Genomic DNA, 15,235 nt, shown 5'->3' with positions numbered 1-15,235 from the left:
ACGATGGAACTGCGACCGGAACAGCTGGCCAGCCAGATAAGCGCCCAGCCCTTGGCGCCGGTGTACCTGATTGCCGGTCCCGAACTGTTGCGGGTGATTGAAGCCGCCGACGCGGTGCGTGCCAAGGCGCGTGCCGACGGGATTGGTGAGCGCGAAGTATTCGATGCCGATGGCCGCGATTTCGACTGGGGGCAGCTGTCCTCCAGCTTCAATGCGCCCAGCCTGTTCAGCGCCCGCCGTCTGGTCGAGGTGCGCCTGCCCAATGGCAAGCCGGGCAAGGAAGGTGCCGAGGTGATCAGCGACTTCTGTGCGCGGCCGGCGCCGGACGTGGTGCTGCTGATCACCGCCGGCGAATGGAGCAAGGCACACCAGGGCAAGTGGGCCGAAGCGGTCAACAAGGCCGGTGTGCTGTCGGTGGCCTGGGCAATCAAGCCGCACGAGCTGGCCGACTGGATCGAACGGCGCCTGCGCAGCAAGGGCTTGCGCGCCGATCCGGCTGCCGTGCAGCGGTTGAGTGAGCGGGTCGAAGGCAATCTGCTGGCCGCCGCACAGGAGATCGACAAGCTGGCGCTGCTGGCCGACGGCCAACCGCTGGATGTCGCCAAGATGGAATCGCTGGTGGCCGATGCCGCCCGTTACGATGTTTTCAGGCTCAGCGATGCCGCGTTCTCCGGGCAGGCGCAGGCCGTGCTGCGGATGTTGGCGGGCCTGCGCGCCGAAGGCGAGGCGGTGGCCGCCTTGATGCCGATCCTGATCCGCGAGCTGCTGATCACCGCCGGGCTGGCGCGGGTACAGGCCAGTGGCGGCAACCTGGGCGCGGAAATGAAATCCAAGGGCATCTGGGAATCACGCCAGGCGCCGTTCAAGCGGGCGCTGCAGCGACACCCCGATCCGCGCCGCTGGGAGCGCTTCGTCGCCGAGGCCTCGCAGGTGGACCGCATGGCCAAGGGGCGCGCCGAGGGTGATCCCTGGCTGGCCCTGGAGCGTTTGCTGGTCGCCTTGGCCGAAGCCCGCGCGGTGCGCCTGCTTGTCCGTGGCGTGCGCTGACGTGGCCGGGCCGCCGCTGGCGGCCGCTGCCGGGCAGCAGGGCCTGTGGCTGCTATACGGCGGCACCTTCGACCCCGTGCACAACGGCCACCTGGCCATCGCCCGCTGCGCGGCCGCCGAGCTGCAGGTGCCGGTACACCTGATGCCTGCTGCCGATCCGCCGCATCGTGCGCCGCCTGGTGCCAATGCCGCCCAACGCGCGCGCATGCTGGAGCTGGCGGTCGCTGGCGAGGCCATGCTGCAGGTGGATACCCGGGAGCTGCAGCGTGCCGTGCGGCAGCCGGGCGTACCGTCCTGGACGGTCGACACCCTGCGCGAGATCCGCGCCCAGATCGGCCCGCAGCGTCCGCTGGCAATGCTGATGGGGGCCGACAGCCTGCTCGGCCTGCCGAGCTGGCATGAATGGGAACACCTGCTCGATCTTGCGCATATCGTGGTGGCTGAACGCCCCGGCAGCGGCCTGGATGGCCCCCTGCCGGAAGCGCTGGCACTGCGCCTGCAGGGCGCCTGGGCGCAATCGGTGCACACCCTGGCCGATGCCCCGGCGGGGCGGGTCTGGCGGCTGCGGCAGCCGCTGCATGCCGAATCGGCCACCGCATTGCGCGCGCTGATCGCCAATGGCGGCCAATGGCGCGATTTGTTGCCTTCGGCGGTGGCGGAGTACATCCTTGCGCAAGGCCTTTATGGCAGCGCTGCGGCAGTGTGAATGCCGGCGGCGGCCAGGTTCTCTATAATCGTTCCCCTTAATTCATCGAGTTCTGCTGCTTTGACCACCGAAGCCCAAGTCATCAAGACCCAAATGCCCAACCCGGCACCCTCCGTACCGGCCCTGTTGGCGTCCGTCCACTCCGCCCTTGAAGAGATCAAGGCCCGGGATGCCGTCGAGCTCGATGTCCGTGGCAAGTCCAGCGTCGCTGATTACATGGTTGTGGTCTCCGGTACCTCCACCCGCCACGTCAAGTCGATCGGCGAGGAAGTCGTGCGCTTTGCCAAGAACCTGGGCGTGATGCCGCTGGGTGTGGAAGGCGAGCGCGAAGCCGAGTGGGTGCTGGTGGACCTGGGCGACGTCATCGTCCACGTCATGCTGCCGCGCGTGCGTGAGCTGTATGCACTGGAGCGTCTGTGGACCGTTGGCGACCAGCCGCGCTCTGCCTATGACGACGAAGACGAGCAGGATGCGGGCTGAGTCCCGGCGTTGCTGATTCTGTGACGGCGCCGCAGGGCGCCGTCTTCGTCTGTGCCGGCTGACAGGAGGCCACGCATGAAAGCCAGATTGATCGCCACCGGCGAACGCGCACCGGCCTGGGTGGCGCAGGGCTTTGCCGAATACCAGAAGCGCCTGTCGCACTGGCTGCCGCTGGAACTGGTGGAAATCGAGCCGGGCCTGCGTGGCAAGGGCCGCGATCCCAAGCGCGCGATCGAGGACGAAGGCAAGCGGGTGCTGGCCGCGCTGCCCAAGAATCCCTATGTGGTGGCGCTGGACGTGCCAGGCCGGCAACTCAGTTCCGAACAGTTGGCGCAACGGCTGGAACATTGGCGTACGCAGGGGCGCGACCTGGCGTTCCTGATTGGTGGTCCGGAAGGGCATGCCGCCGAAGTGTCAGCAGTGGCCGATGAGAAGTGGTCGATAGGCCCGCTGACCTTGCCGCATATGCTGGTTCGGCTGGTGGTTGCCGAGCAGTTGTATCGCGCAGCAGCGATGTTGGCCAATCACCCCTACCATCGCGCGTAATTAACGTATAGAATGCGCCTCCCCGCCCGAATAGCTCAGCCGGTTAGAGCACTTGACTGTTAATCAGGGGGTCGTTGGTTCGAGTCCAACTTCGGGCGCCAAGTTTTGATTGAAGACCCGCATCGCGAGATGCGGGTCTTTTTTTGTCCGCCGTTCAGCCTGGCGGTTACAAAGCCCTGGTTTGCTGCGACGCTGCGTTGTGCTCAGCCTCGGCCAATCTTGCCAATGCAAAACGGCCGCGCTCGGCAATAGCGGCCGATGGATCAGCTGCAAGTTTCGCGGCCAGTGCGCCTGCCGGCGCGTCAATACTTGAAATCTGTCTGATCAGAATTTCTGCCGCCACGCGGCGCACGGCGGGCGAGGGATCGCGCAGCGCCGATTCCAGCAATTCCTGCAGGGCGTAGTTCACCAGCAGCGGGCGTTCGCCGGTCACCGGCTCGAACTTGCCCTTGCACCACTTCAGGTCGGTCCATGTCCATGCGCGGCCTGCGAACCAGGTTGCGCGGCCTTCCAGCAGGAAGCGCAGCGCTCTTGCGCGCACGGCCGGTTGAATCGCGTCCTGGCTGATGGTCTGTAGCCAAGGGTCGAATATGGCCGTGCGCGTGATCTGTACGAGGATGGATGCAGCCGGCCCGGCGGTGGCTTCGCGGATGCGTTGGAGCAGGGCGAGGGCAACGGATTCCATGGCGATCAGTTCGTCGAGGGTTTGCCGTTCGCTGGCTTCGATCCTGCCCCAGGAGGCGAGGTTGGCCAGCACGGCCCACAGTGCCTGCGCGACATGCGACGGCGTTGAGGCACGTGCAATGCGCGGGAGGTGCTCGCGTGCCGCTGCGCGCACCTCGGGCACCCAGTCGTTGAGGCGACGAAGCGCAAAGGCCAGCGCCAGCGCGTTGGGCGCTGCCAACAGGCAGCGCAGCGTGCGTTCGCGGACATGGCCATCCGCATTGCATAGATCCAGCCAGGACAGGTGGCGGGCAGGACGGGTACGCGACCACAGCCTGTGCGTTGCAGGCATGGCGAGCCCGAGTTCGAACCGGATATGCCGTTCCAGCGTCTCCAGGCTGTCCAGTGGCACCGAAGCGGCAGCATCGTTTGCTGCTGCCAGCGCCTGCTCGACAGCAGCCGCGCTTGCGGTTTCAGCAAAGCGTCTGATCGCCAGCAGAAATATCTGCGTGGGCGGTGAGGTAGGCGGCACGCGCTGCTCCTGCGAGGGTGTCGATCCGGCAGTCTGTCATGGTCCGGGGACAGCGGGGCGGACACGGCTGACAGCCTTGCCTGCAGTTGGCTCAGGGCTGGTCGCCGACAGCCGCACGCCTGGGCCCGGCCTGGGTGGAGAACAGGAAGACCCGCGCTTGCGCGCGGGTCTTCCGTTTGCCGATCAAAGTGCCCCGGCGCTTGTCGCGGCGGGGCGGGGACATCAATTGAACGTGTACTTGGCACCGAGGGTGTAGTAACGGCCAACGGCACCGCTGTAGTGCAGCGGGTTGTAGTTGACTGCGCCGTAGGTCAGCGGATCCAACGGTGCGATGCGGTCGGTGACGTTCTGCACCGAACCGAAGATCTCGAACGCATCGGTTGCACGCCAGCGGCCGGACAGGTCGATGGTGTAGAACGAACGCAGCTCGCAACCACGTGGTGCATCGGAACCATCGGTGTAGTGATTGGCGCAGCTGTCACCTTCAAAGGCGACGTTGTCCATGCTGCCGATATAGTTGCCGATGGCGCTGATGCTGAAACGGTCCATGTCCCAGGTCAGGCCAAGATTGAGGCGATCCTTCGGCGTACCGATACAGTTGGTGACGTCGCAGTTGCCATGGGTGCCGGCGTACTGGTACACGGTGCCGGTGCCATCGTCGCGCTCGAACGAATTGATGCGGGTCCACTGCAGGTCCATCAGCAGTTTGCCGTAATTGCCCAGTTCCACCCGCTGGCGGATGTCGAAGTCAAATCCGCGGATGGTGGTGGAAGCGGAGTTGATGTAGTCAACACTGACCGCAAGCAGGCTGCCGCTGTTGGGAATGCCGGGCAGGTCATTGTCCGAACGGATGCCGCGTCCCGCAGCCAGGGCCAGATCGGTGTCGCCCTGGTTGATCTCGTTGGTGCGTTTGATCTGCCAGGCGTCGAAGGTCATCGTCGTGCTGGAGGTCGGGTCCAACACCAGGCCAACGGTATAGCTCTTGGATTTTTCCGGTTTCAGGTCGGGGTTGGCCGAGGTGATGATGGCCAGGTTGACCGCACAGTCCGCAGCGGTTGCGCCCGGGGCCGGGGTGCCGCCCGGGCAGCGGACTGGATCGCGGGCGGTACTGAAGGCGGCCAGCCCACCGTCACCGGCTTCTGCCGGGCCAGGTGCGCGGAAGCCTTCGGCGTAGGTCGCACGCAAGGCGATCCACTCGGCCGGGGTCCACTTCAGGCCGACTTTTGGCGTGGTTGCGGTGTCACCGTCCTTGTACTTGTCAACGCGCAGAGCGCCGGACAACTCCAGCGATTCCAGTACCGGTGCGACCATTTCCGTATAGAGCACGCCCACTTCCTGTGTGCCCTTGTAGGCCGAGTAGCCCAGGCCGATGATGTCGCCCAGGTCGGTATAGCTCTGCGGGTCGAGATTGGCTTTCTGGCGACGGTACTCGGCGCCGATTGCAAAGCCCAACGGGCCGCCAGCAAGATCGGCCAGGCTGCGCGAGGCTTTGAAGTCGATCATGTCCAGCGTGGTCGAGGCGTTGGCATGGATGGTCGGCGAGATGTAGTCGTACAACGCCTGCGAGTTCTGCCCGGCGTTGGCGCCAATACGCCACCAGCCCACCGGGCTGTTGGGATCGGTCAGCGCGGTGCGTACATGGCTGTAGCGCAGGAAGCCGGTGCGCTCGTTGACCAGTTGGGTCGCCGAATGCAAATAGGCGGTGTCGATATCCCAATCGCCAGCCGTGCCCTTCACGCCAACCAGGAAGCGGGTGAACTCGTTGGTGTTGGTGGTGACGCGCGGGCCGACGTCAAACGCGGCATAACGCAGGCGTGCATCCACGCCCAGCGGATTGTCCGGATGGGCGGCGCCCAGCACTGTAGCGCCTGGTCCGCTGCTGGCGTTGACCGGGCCACCCGGGTAACCCCATGAGCCAGAGACGCCGTTGGGGGTGTTGTAGAACACGTTCTTCTTCTTCGAGTAGCCGAATTCGCCGTACATCTCGAAGTTGTCCGACAGCACGAAGGTGCCGCGTGCGAACAGGTTGCCGAACTCTTCGCTGGGGCTCAGGCTGCGGAAATCCTGGGTCTGCCACAGGCAGCCGCCGCCGGCATCGACGGGGCTGATGTTGGAGAACTGCGAACAGCCAGGCAGCGATTGATACAGCCCGGTTGCCGGGTCGCGGATACTGCCGACCGGCGAGTTTCCGGCGACAGTGCCGTTGGCGGTGATAGCGCCATTGAGCGGGAAGAACTGGCCGCCCGAAACGCGATCAAAGCCATATCTGCCAAGGTCGCCATTGCCGATCCACTTGCGGTCGCGGCGGTCGGAGATGCGGATGTCGTCGGTTTTGCTGACGTCGATGCTGACGAAGGCATTGAAACCATCCTTGTCCAGGTCGCCCACACCTGCGGTCAACGAGGCCTTGCGGGCATTGCCGTCGCTGTCACCGGAGGTGCCATAGGAAGCCTTGAGCATGGCACCGGTGAAGTCCCGGCGCAGGATGATGTTGACCACGCCGGCGATGGCGTCGGAACCGTAGATGGCCGAAGCGCCATCCTTCAGCACCTCAACGCGTTCGACCGCATCCATCGGGATGACGCTCAGGTCGGTGAACACTTTCTGTCCGTCATCGGCCAGCCCGTACGGGGCCATGCGGCGGCCATTGAGCAGGACCAGGGTCGATGCCGCACCCAGGCCACGCAGGGAGATACCGGAGCCGCCGCCGGCAAAGCCGGTACCGAAGCTCTTGGGAATGGAGCCGGCGCCATCGCTGGTCAGGGTCTGCAGGTACTCGGCGATGGTGGCCTTGCCGGTACGATCAATTTCCTGCCGGGTGATGACCTGCACCGGCGACGCAGTTTCGGTGGTGGCGCGCGGGATGTTGGAGCCGGTGACGGTGATCCGGTCCAGGTTGGTGGCTTTCTCGTCCTGCGCCATCGCCAGCGGGGCCGCCGCTGCAAGGGTCAAGGGGACTAGGAGCAGTCGGGTGAGATTGCCTGTTATGGCGATGCTAAGACGGTTGCTGCGCGGGTAGGTCGGATGTTTCACGGTCTCTCTCCAGGGAACAGCGGCAAGAAGGCCGCAGGACGCGGCCAAAGAACATCGACGGCCGCGAATCTAGGTTTCCCATGGGTGACGACGCAGTGAAATAATCATTAATAGCCACAGACAGTTTGGCGGTTCTTATGGCAGCGTTTAGATAACGCTGCCATAAGGGGCGATTAGCCCTGTTCAGCCAAGTTTGAAGTCCACCGGGATCAGGCCGTAGGCCTGTACCGGGCGGCCGCCATCGGTAGCCGGTTGGAACTTCCAGCGACGCAGCACCTGATTGCGTGCGGCGGTGTCCAGACTGCGGTTGCCGCTGCTGTGTTCAACGCTGACTTCCAGCGGCGTGCCGTCCACATCGACCAATACCCGCAGGGTCACCGTGCCTTGCGCGCCGGCGAGCAGGGCGTCACGCGGATAACCCGGCGGTGGTGCTTTGAGGTAGCGCAGCTGCACGCCCTGCAGCGGCGTGGAGATCCCGGTCGAATCAATGGCCGGCAGGTTGTCGACGGCCGGGGACACGTCCACCGGTGCGGTGACTACCGCTTCGGTGGCGAAGACCGGCAGCACGGCAGTGTCGACCGGTGCGGCCAGTGCCGGTTGCCGTGGTGGCGACGGCGCGCGGGTCACCGGTGTTTCCTTGGGCGGCGTTGGCGGGTTGGGGACGATGGGTTTGACGTCGGGCACCTGCCAGCGTTCGCGCACCGCATCGCTGTGGATGGGCACCTGTGACAGCGGGATCAGCAGCAGCCCCAGGGCAAATGCGTGCAGGGCCAGGGCGGTGCTGTAGGCCAGGATGCGCGAGGGTTCTACGTGCAGGGACGGACTGCGGTGTTGTTGCGTGCGGACCATGTACCACCTCCATGCGTGGGCGTGTGACAGAGAACAACGCGCGATGACACGGGACGGGGTTGCCTACTGCGGTCCCGTAGCTGCAGTGCGCCTGCTATCTGCGCGCTCGACAAGCGGGGCGATCGTTTCCGGTCAGCTGGCGGACAGCTTGAGGGTGCCGGGGGAGGCAGGCAGGTAGGACCTTGTGGGAGCGGCGTCAGCCGCGAAGCAGGTGCGAGATCAGTTTGTGCGACTGCCATCGACTTCAGCGATATCAGTTTCGCGGCTGACGCCGCTTCCACAAATCTGCGGGGCGTTGTTGTTGTGCGCCAAAGGCCCCGGGTGCGCTGCGCTTACCCGGGCTACGGTCAGGTAGACAAGCGGGCAGGTAGGGCCGGTTGGGCCCTGTAGGAGCGGCGTCAGCCGCGAAGCAAGTACTGGATCAGTGGGCACTGCTGCCAGCGGCGTCAGCTTCGCGGCTGACGCCGCTCCTACAAACAAGCACAGGCGGCGTCGCCGGCAGCAAAAACGGCGCCCGAAGGCGCCGTTTTTGTTGCGGCTGCAGCTGGCTCAGCGGCCCAGTTCGAACACCACGTCCAGGCTGACCGACACGGTGGTTTCGCCCGGCGACACGGCGGTGTCCATTTCCGCCTTGGCGCTGCGGCCGGCGGACATGGCCATCATCGGCATCGGCCGGAAGCCGCCCTGGTTGCCCTCGGAAATGCTGACAATGCGGCGCACGCGCAGGCCCAGTGCCTTGGCATAGGTCTCGGCGCGGGCCTGGGACTTCTTCAGCGCGGCCAGGCGGGCTTCGTCATAGACCGGCTCGGGCTGGTCGATTTCAAAGCTCGGGCCATTGATCTGGTTGGCACCCTGGGCGGCCAGGCTGTCCAGCACCTTGCCCAGCTTGGTGATGTCGCGCACCTTCAGGCTGACGGTGTTGCTGGCCTGGTAGCCGGTGATCTTCGGCGGCTCGTTCTCGGCGTAGCGGTACTGCGGGCTGAGGTTGATGCCGCTGGTCTGGATATCGCGCTCGGCGATGCCGGCGGCCTTGATCGCGGCCATTACCTTGTCCATCTGCACGGCGTTGTCGCGCATGGCGGTATTGCCATCGACGGCCTGGGTGACCACCCCAGCCGACAGCGTGGCGATGTCTGGAACCCGGTGTGCCTCGGCCTGTGCCGAGACATTCAGCAAGGTGGCATCACTGGCAACGGCGGTGGGCACAGTTTGGGCGTGGGCGGTCATCGCGGCTCCCAGGGCAAGTGACAGGGACAACAACAGTGGAGCAAGGGCGGTACGGCGCATGAAGATCCTCCTTGGATGGATCGTGAAAGTGACTACAGGGCGATGAACGGGTGGTGAGCCGGCTCGGGGTTGCGATGACTTTGACGCCTTTGCCGATCATTCAGCCAGCCGCCGCAGGTTATGCTTCCGCGATGCTTTATCTTGCCTCCCGTTCCCCCCGCCGCAACGAACTCCTTTCCCGCCTCGACGTGCCATTCCGGACGTTGGATCTGGACGTGCCCGAAGTACGGGCGGAAGGTGAACCCGCTGAAGCCTACGTGCGGCGGGTGGCTTTGGACAAGGCGCAGGCCGGCCTGGCGCTGGTCGCCGACGACCCGCAGGCGGTGGTGCTGGGCTCGGACACCGAGGTGGTGCTGGGCGACCGGGTCTACGGCAAGCCGGCCGACGCCGCCGATGCGGCGGCGATGCTGGCCTCCCTGGCCGGGCGCACGCATAGGGTGATCACCGTGGTGGCCTTGGCCGCCGCCGGGCGCCACGCGCTGGAGACGGTGGTCTCGGAAGTGACGTTCGCGCCGATGAGCGCGGCGCAGATCCAGGCCTATGTCGCCACCGGTGAGCCGATGGGCAAGGCCGGCGGCTATGCCATCCAGGGCGGTGCGGAACGTTTCATCAGTCATTTGGCTGGCAGCTACTCAGGGGTGATGGGGCTGCCGCTGCAACAGACCGCTGCGCTGCTGGCGGCGTTTGCCGCCGGCGCCGCCGACGATTCCATGGACAAGGGGGAGTGAAGGACGTGTCCGAAGAAATTCTGGTCAATGTCACCCCGCGCGAAACCCGCGTGGCTGTGATTGAAAATGGCATGTTGCAGGAGCTGCACATCGAGCGCGGTTGGCGCCGGGGCGTGGTGGGCAACATCTACAAGGGCAAGGTGCAGCGGGTGATGCCCGGCATGCAGGCGGCCTTCGTCGAGGTGGGGTTGGACCGCGCTGCGTTCCTGCACGCCAACGACGTGGTGCGGCCGGCACCGGTCGCCGCCGATACCGATGAAACCGCGCCCAGCCTGCCGCTGCCGTCCTCGGTGCCGATCGTGGAGCTGCTGCGCGATGGTCAGGACGTGGTGGTGCAGGTGGTCAAGGACCCGATCAGCACCAAGGGCGCCCGCCTGACCACCCAGATCAGCATCCCGTCGCGCTACCTGGTGCTGCTGCCGCAGTCCAAGATGGTCGGCGTGTCGGCGCGGATCGAGGATGAGGGCGAGCGCGCCCGGCTGAAATCGCTGGTGACGGAGATTTCGGCCCAGCACGGCGGCTACGGCTACATCGTGCGCACCAATGCCGAGGGCCAGCCGGCCGAGGCCCTGGCCGAAGACATCTCCTATCTGTCGCGGGTCTGGGCAGTGGTGGAGCGGCGTGGTCGCGAAGCACCGCCTTGCAGCATCATCTATGAAGACCTGAGCCTGCCACTGCGTTCGGTGCGCGACCTTATCCGCAAGGACGTGGACAAGGTCAAGGTCGACTCCAAGGAAACCTTTGGCCAACTGCAGGCCTTCGTCGCCAAATACATGCCGGTGCTGGGCGAGAAGCTGGAGCTGTATACCGGCGACCGCCCGATCTTCGACATGTTCGGGGTCGAGGACGAGATCGTCCGCGCCTTGAACAAGCAGGTGCCGCTCAAGTCCGGCGGCTACCTGGTCATCGACCAGACCGAGGCGATGACCACCATCGACGTCAACACCGGTTCCTTCGTTGGCCAGCGCAACCTGGAAGAAACCGTGTTCCGCACCAATCTGGAGGCGGCGCAGACGGTGGCCCGGCAGCTGCGGCTGCGCAATCTGGGCGGCATCATCATCATCGACTTCATCGACATGGATGACGCCGAACACCGCCGCCAGGTACTGCGCACGCTGGAAAAAGCACTGGCCCGCGACCACGCCAAGACCACGGTGTACGACTTCTCGCCGCTGGGCCTGGTCGAAATGACCCGCAAGCGCACGGTCGAGAGCCTGGAACGGCAGCTGTCCGAAACCTGTCCGCAGTGCAGTGGCCGCGGCAGCATCAAGACCGCCGAAACCGTGACCTACGAGATCTTCCGCGAGATCACCCGCGCCGTGCGCCAGTTCGAGGCCGCGCGCCTGCTGGTGATCGCCTCCAGCAAAGTGGTCGCCCGCATCACCGATGAAGAGTCGGCGGCGGTCGCCGAGCTGGAAGAGTTCCTTGGCAAGAGCATCCGCTTCCAGGCCGATGATCAATACCTGCAGGAGCAGTTCGATGTCGTGCTGCTCTAAGCACGCTCACTTCGCGGCACGGAAGCACGAAGTGAGCTGATGACCACGCTGTTGCGCCACCGCCTACGCCGCTTCCGTCGCTACGCCTTGATGGCATTGGCGATCGCGTTGGTGTGCGTGGCACTGCTGGTCGGCACGGTCAGCCAGCTGCTGCCGGTGGTGGAGGCGCATCCGGACAAGGTGGCAGCCTGGCTCAGTGAGCGCGCCGGCCAGCCGGTGGCCTTCGACCGGCTGGATACGCGCTGGACCCGGCGTGGCCCGTTGCTGCAGCTCGATGGCCTGCGGGTTGGCCAGGGTGAAGGGGTACGCATCGGCCAGGCCGAAGTGCTGGTGGCGGTGTATTCGGGCCTGCTGCCCGGCGCTCCGCTGACCGAGCTGCGCCTGCGCGGGCTGGCATTGACCCTGCAACGTGACGATGACGGCCGCTGGTCGGTACGCGGCCTGCCCAGTTCCAGCGCCGGCGGCGATCCGCTGGAAACCCTGCGCAGGCTCGGCGAGCTGCAGGTGATTGGCGGCCAGCTGCAGGTGCAGGCACCGTCGATCGGGCTGCAGACCCGTATTCCGCGCATCGACCTGCGCCTGCGGGTGGACGGGCAACGGCTGCGAGTGGGGGCCAAGGGCTGGATCGATACCGGCGCCGCACCGGTCACTGTGGTATTGGATTTCCACCGCCAGCGCGGTGATGGGCAGGCCTGGTTTTCGGCCGATCCCGCCGAGCTCGGCGCGTGGGCGTCGCTGCTGAAGTTTGCCGGGCTGCAGATACGCCAGGGCAAGGGCGAGCTGCAGGGCTGGGTACAGCTGCGTGACAAACGCGTAGTGGCGGTGACCGCCGAAGGCGAGCTGCAAGCCGTGCAGTTGGCCGGTGCGCCGGTGCAGGCCGGTGATGCCGTACCGACCGTGGCATTCAACAACCTGCAATTGCGCGCGCGCTGGAAGGCCATCGACGGCGGCTGGCGGCTGGATGCGCCACGCCTGCGGATCGCCGCCAACGGTGCTACCCAGAGCCTGGACGGGCTGCTGCTGGCAGGTGGAAAACATTTTGCGGTGCAGGGCAAGCAACTCGATGCCGGCCCGCTGTTGCAGGTGGCAGCGCTCAGCGACCGGCTCGAACCCAGCCTGCGGCGTTGGCTGCAGCGCTCGCAGCCCTCGCTGCGCTTTGCCGACATCAATCTGCTGGGGACTGCCGATGGCGCGGTGCGTGGCAGTGGCGAGCTGCTCGATGCCAGTTTCGCGCCGGTCGGTGGCAGCCCGGGTATCAGTGGCCTGCGCGGCCATTTTGAGGGTGACGCGCAGGCGTTTTCACTGGCGCTGAAGCCCGATCACGTGGTGCGCTTTGATTGGCCCACCGGCTTCGGCGTGCTGCATGAATTGCAACTCTCCGGTGACCTGGTCGGTTGGCGCGAAGGTGCCGGCTGGCAGGTGGGGACGCCTGCGCTACGCATGCAGGGCCGCAACTATGCCGCCGACATACGCGGCGGCTTGTGGTTCCAGGGCGACGGCACCCGTCCGTGGATCAACCTGGCGGCCAAGATCGACGACGTGCCGATGACCGCCGCCAAGCAGTTCTGGGTGCGTTCGAACATGAGCGAGGCCGCCGTGAAGTGGCTGGATGCGGCGCTGGTGGATGGCACCCTGCGCGGCGGCACGGGCTTGGCGGTAGGCGATCTGGATGATTGGCCGTTCATCGGCAACAACGGCCGTTTCGAGGCCGGCGGCCACATCGATGACGGTGCCATCCGTTTCCAGGAGGACTGGCCGTTGATGCAGCACGTCAACGCCGATATCAGCTTCATCGGCGGCGGCTTCGATCTGAACGGTCGCGGCGATCTGGCCGGGGTCAAGGTCGATCAGCTGCGCGCGGGCATCGCCAGTTTCCGTGAATCCAAGCTGGTGGTGCAGGCCAGCACGGTGGATGAAAGCGCGCGCCTGCTGGCGATGTTGCGGCAGAGTCCGCTGCAGGCCAGCTATGGCGACACCCTGGACAATCTGACGGTGAGCGGGCCGGCGGCGGTCAATTTTGACCTGTTGCTGCCACTGCACCACGACAGCGCCGGCCACCTGAAGGGCGATATCGATCTGCGTGGCATGCGCATGGCCGACAAGCGCTGGGATCTGCAGTTCGAAGACGTACGCGGCAAGGCGCAGTACAGCAGCGAGGGCTTCGACGCACCTGCGCTGCAGGTGCGGCATCAGGAGCATGACGGTGTGCTGGCGCTGCGCGCGGGCAAGCCGGTGAAGGATCCGGCGCAGGCGTTCGAGGCCGAACTGAGCGCGGACCTGGATGCGGGCAAGCTGTTGGACCGCGCGCCGGAGTTGGCGTGGCTCAAGCCCTATGTGCATGGCACCTCGGCATGGACGGTCGGGGTCAGCCTGCCCAAGGTGGCGGCAGGCGCGCGCAGCGGTCCGCCGACCCTGCTGACCCTGCGCTCGGACCTGCAGGGCACCCGCCTGCAGTTGCCGGCGCCCTTGAACAAGCCCGCCGCCGATGCCCTGGCCACCACGGTGCAGGCTGCCTTGCCAATGGGCGCCGGTCGCATCGATGTCTCCTTCGGCAAATTGATGGCGCTGGCGGCACGTAGCCAGAACGGCAAGACCGGCGTGCAGGTCACCATGGGCAATGACCGCGTCGATCACGAGCCACCGGCCGATGGTCTGGTGGTCAATGGCCGCACGCCCTCGCTGGATGCGCTGGAATGGATCACCCTGGCGCGTGGCGGCGACAGCGATGGCAGCGACGGCGGCCTGGCGCTGAAACAGGTGGACGTGCTGGCCGACCAGCTGATGATGGTGGGCGGGCGTTTCGCGCAGACCCGGCTGCAGCTGCGCCCGGGTGCCGATGCGGTTGCGGTGCAGCTCGATGGCCCGGCACTTGCCGGCAACCTGCGCGTGCCAACTGCCGATGGCGGCACGGTCAGCGGGCAGCTGGCGCGGGTGCATTGGCAGCCTGCCGCGGCGGCAACGGCAGAGTCCAGCGATACCCCGGCAGCGCCCATCAACCCGGCCAACATCCCGCCGCTGGCGCTGGATATCGACGACCTGCAGTTTGCCGCGGTCAAGCTCGGCCAGACCCGTCTGCGCACGCGCCCGACCGGTGACGGCCTGCAGGTACAGGAATTGGCGATCCGCGCGCCCAAGCAGGTTATCGACGTGCACGGGCAGTGGCGTGGAATGGGCGCGCAGGCGCGCACCGAGGTAACGGCGGACGTACAGAGCGAAGACCTCGGCGATCTGTTGCAGCGGCTGGGCTACGCCGGCCAGCTGCGCGGCGGGCAGGGCAAGGCGCGCCTGCAGGCCGGCTGGCAGGGCGGACCGATGGCCTTCAACCTGGCCAGCCTGGAAGGCGGCTTGGATCTGGACCTGCGCAACGGCCAGCTGCTGGAAGTGGACCCGGGCGCCGGCCGCGTGCTCGGCCTGCTCAGCGTGGCGCAGCTGCCACGGCGCTTGCTGTTTGATTTCCGCGATCTGTTTTCCAAGGGCCTGGCGTTCAACCATGTGGAAGGCGCGATGCGCTTCGGCAATGGCCAGGCCAGCACCGACAAGATCGCCATCGAGGCGCCAGCGGCGGAAATCACCATCCGCGGCCAGGCAGATCTGGTCGCCCAGCAGTTCAACCAGACCATCGATGTGAACCCGCGCTCGGGCAACCTGCTGACTGTGGTGGGCGCGGTGGCAGGCGGCCCGGTGGGTGCTGCGGTGGGTGCCGCGGCCAATGCGGTGCTGGGCAAGCCGCTGGGCGAAATCGGCTCCAAGACCTATAAGGTGACCGGGCCCTGGAAAGATCCCAAGGTCGAAGTGCTGGACCGTGAGGCCGCGCGCATGCCGCCGCCGGCGGTCACCCCCGGGGCTGCGGGCAGCCCCTGAATCAGCG

The 15,235-nt window shown here is 66.1% G+C and carries 11 protein-coding genes and 1 tRNA gene; 8 read left to right on the top strand and 4 right to left on the bottom strand.

Annotated elements, in window-relative coordinates:
• The first annotated feature begins 3 nt into the window (after window positions 1-3).
• From holA to ABB27_RS04835, 5 genes are all read left to right on the top strand, one after another.
• Window positions 4-1,047, top strand: a complete 1,044-nt coding sequence (gene holA, locus ABB27_RS04855) for a DNA polymerase III subunit delta (RefSeq protein WP_057627099.1) — start codon at window positions 4-6, stop codon at window positions 1,045-1,047.
• The gene (gene nadD / locus ABB27_RS04850; protein ID WP_244479140.1) at window positions 1,034-1,753 is read left to right on the top strand and encodes a nicotinate-nucleotide adenylyltransferase; all 720 of its coding nucleotides are present in this window, start codon (window positions 1,034-1,036) and stop codon (window positions 1,751-1,753) included. The genes holA and nadD overlap by 14 nt, the downstream gene beginning before the upstream one ends.
• Window positions 1,754-1,813: 60 nt before the next feature.
• Window positions 1,814-2,233 (top strand): ribosome silencing factor, encoded by a 420-nt coding sequence (gene rsfS / locus ABB27_RS04845; protein WP_057627098.1) that lies wholly within the window; start codon window positions 1,814-1,816, stop codon window positions 2,231-2,233.
• A gap of 75 nt (window positions 2,234-2,308) precedes the next feature.
• The gene (gene rlmH, locus ABB27_RS04840; protein ID WP_057627097.1) at window positions 2,309-2,779 is read left to right on the top strand and encodes a 23S rRNA (pseudouridine(1915)-N(3))-methyltransferase RlmH; all 471 of its coding nucleotides are present in this window, start codon (window positions 2,309-2,311) and stop codon (window positions 2,777-2,779) included.
• Between the two features lie 24 nt (window positions 2,780-2,803).
• Window positions 2,804-2,880, top strand: a tRNA-Asn gene (locus tag ABB27_RS04835).
• Window positions 2,881-2,945: 65 nt separating this feature from the next.
• Here the strand turns inward: ABB27_RS04835 and ABB27_RS04830 are convergent.
• The 4 genes from ABB27_RS04830 to ABB27_RS04815 all read right to left on the bottom strand — a co-directional run bounded on the left by ABB27_RS04830 (window position 2,946) and on the right by ABB27_RS04815 (window position 9,143).
• Entirely contained in the window at window positions 2,946-3,974 is a 1,029-nt protein-coding gene (locus ABB27_RS04830; protein ID WP_057627096.1) for a hypothetical protein, read from the bottom strand.
• A 222-nt stretch (window positions 3,975-4,196) separates the two neighbouring features.
• Window positions 4,197-7,007: a TonB-dependent receptor gene (locus tag ABB27_RS04825; RefSeq protein ID WP_057627095.1), complete on the bottom strand. Its 2,811-nt coding sequence runs from the start codon at window positions 7,005-7,007 to the stop codon at window positions 4,197-4,199.
• 183 nt (window positions 7,008-7,190) lie between these two features.
• Window positions 7,191-7,856, bottom strand: coding sequence for an energy transducer TonB (locus tag ABB27_RS04820; RefSeq protein ID WP_057627094.1), 666 nt, complete (start codon window positions 7,854-7,856; stop codon window positions 7,191-7,193).
• A 549-nt stretch (window positions 7,857-8,405) separates the two neighbouring features.
• Window positions 8,406-9,143, bottom strand: coding sequence for an SIMPL domain-containing protein (locus ABB27_RS04815; RefSeq protein ID WP_057627093.1), 738 nt, complete (start codon window positions 9,141-9,143; stop codon window positions 8,406-8,408).
• 131 nt (window positions 9,144-9,274) lie between these two features.
• On the opposite strand from ABB27_RS04815, the gene ABB27_RS04810 reads away from it, so the two are divergent.
• From ABB27_RS04810 to ABB27_RS04800, 3 genes are read left to right on the top strand one after another with little or no spacing between them, the layout of a single operon-like run.
• Window positions 9,275-9,871 carry a Maf family nucleotide pyrophosphatase gene (locus ABB27_RS04810; protein ID WP_057627092.1) on the top strand — a complete coding sequence of 199 codons (597 nt, stop codon included), beginning with the start codon at window positions 9,275-9,277 and terminating at the stop codon, window positions 9,869-9,871.
• Window positions 9,872-9,876: 5 nt separating this feature from the next.
• Window positions 9,877-11,367 carry a ribonuclease G gene (gene rng, locus ABB27_RS04805; RefSeq protein WP_057627141.1) on the top strand — a complete coding sequence of 497 codons (1,491 nt, stop codon included), beginning with the start codon at window positions 9,877-9,879 and terminating at the stop codon, window positions 11,365-11,367.
• Window positions 11,368-11,406: 39 nt separating this feature from the next.
• A complete protein-coding gene (locus ABB27_RS04800; protein ID WP_057627091.1) occupies window positions 11,407-15,228 on the top strand; it encodes a YhdP family protein in 3,822 nt (1,273 codons plus the stop codon).
• The last annotated feature ends 7 nt before the right edge of the window (window positions 15,229-15,235 follow it).

This window comes from Stenotrophomonas terrae, assembly GCF_001431465.1.
In the GTDB taxonomy this organism is placed as follows: domain Bacteria; phylum Pseudomonadota; class Gammaproteobacteria; order Xanthomonadales; family Xanthomonadaceae; genus Stenotrophomonas; species Stenotrophomonas terrae.
This window is presented reverse-complemented; position numbering and strand designations above follow the sequence as displayed.

Bases quoted from the DNA above. Each gene is read 5' to 3' on its own strand.
- holA (WP_057627099.1), top strand. From the start codon at position 4: ATGGAACTGCGACCGGAACAGCTGGCCAGCCAGATAAGCGCCCAGCCC.
- rlmH (WP_057627097.1), top strand. From the start codon at position 2,309: ATGAAAGCCAGATTGATCGCCACCGGCGAACGCGCACCGGCCTGGGTG.
- ABB27_RS04820 (WP_057627094.1), bottom strand. From the start codon at position 7,856: ATGGTCCGCACGCAACAACACCGCAGTCCGTCCCTGCACGTAGAACCC.
- ABB27_RS04815 (WP_057627093.1), bottom strand. From the start codon at position 9,143: ATGCGCCGTACCGCCCTTGCTCCACTGTTGTTGTCCCTGTCACTTGCC.
- ABB27_RS04810 (WP_057627092.1), top strand. From the start codon at position 9,275: ATGCTTTATCTTGCCTCCCGTTCCCCCCGCCGCAACGAACTCCTTTCC.
- ABB27_RS04800 (WP_057627091.1), top strand. From the start codon at position 11,407: ATGACCACGCTGTTGCGCCACCGCCTACGCCGCTTCCGTCGCTACGCC.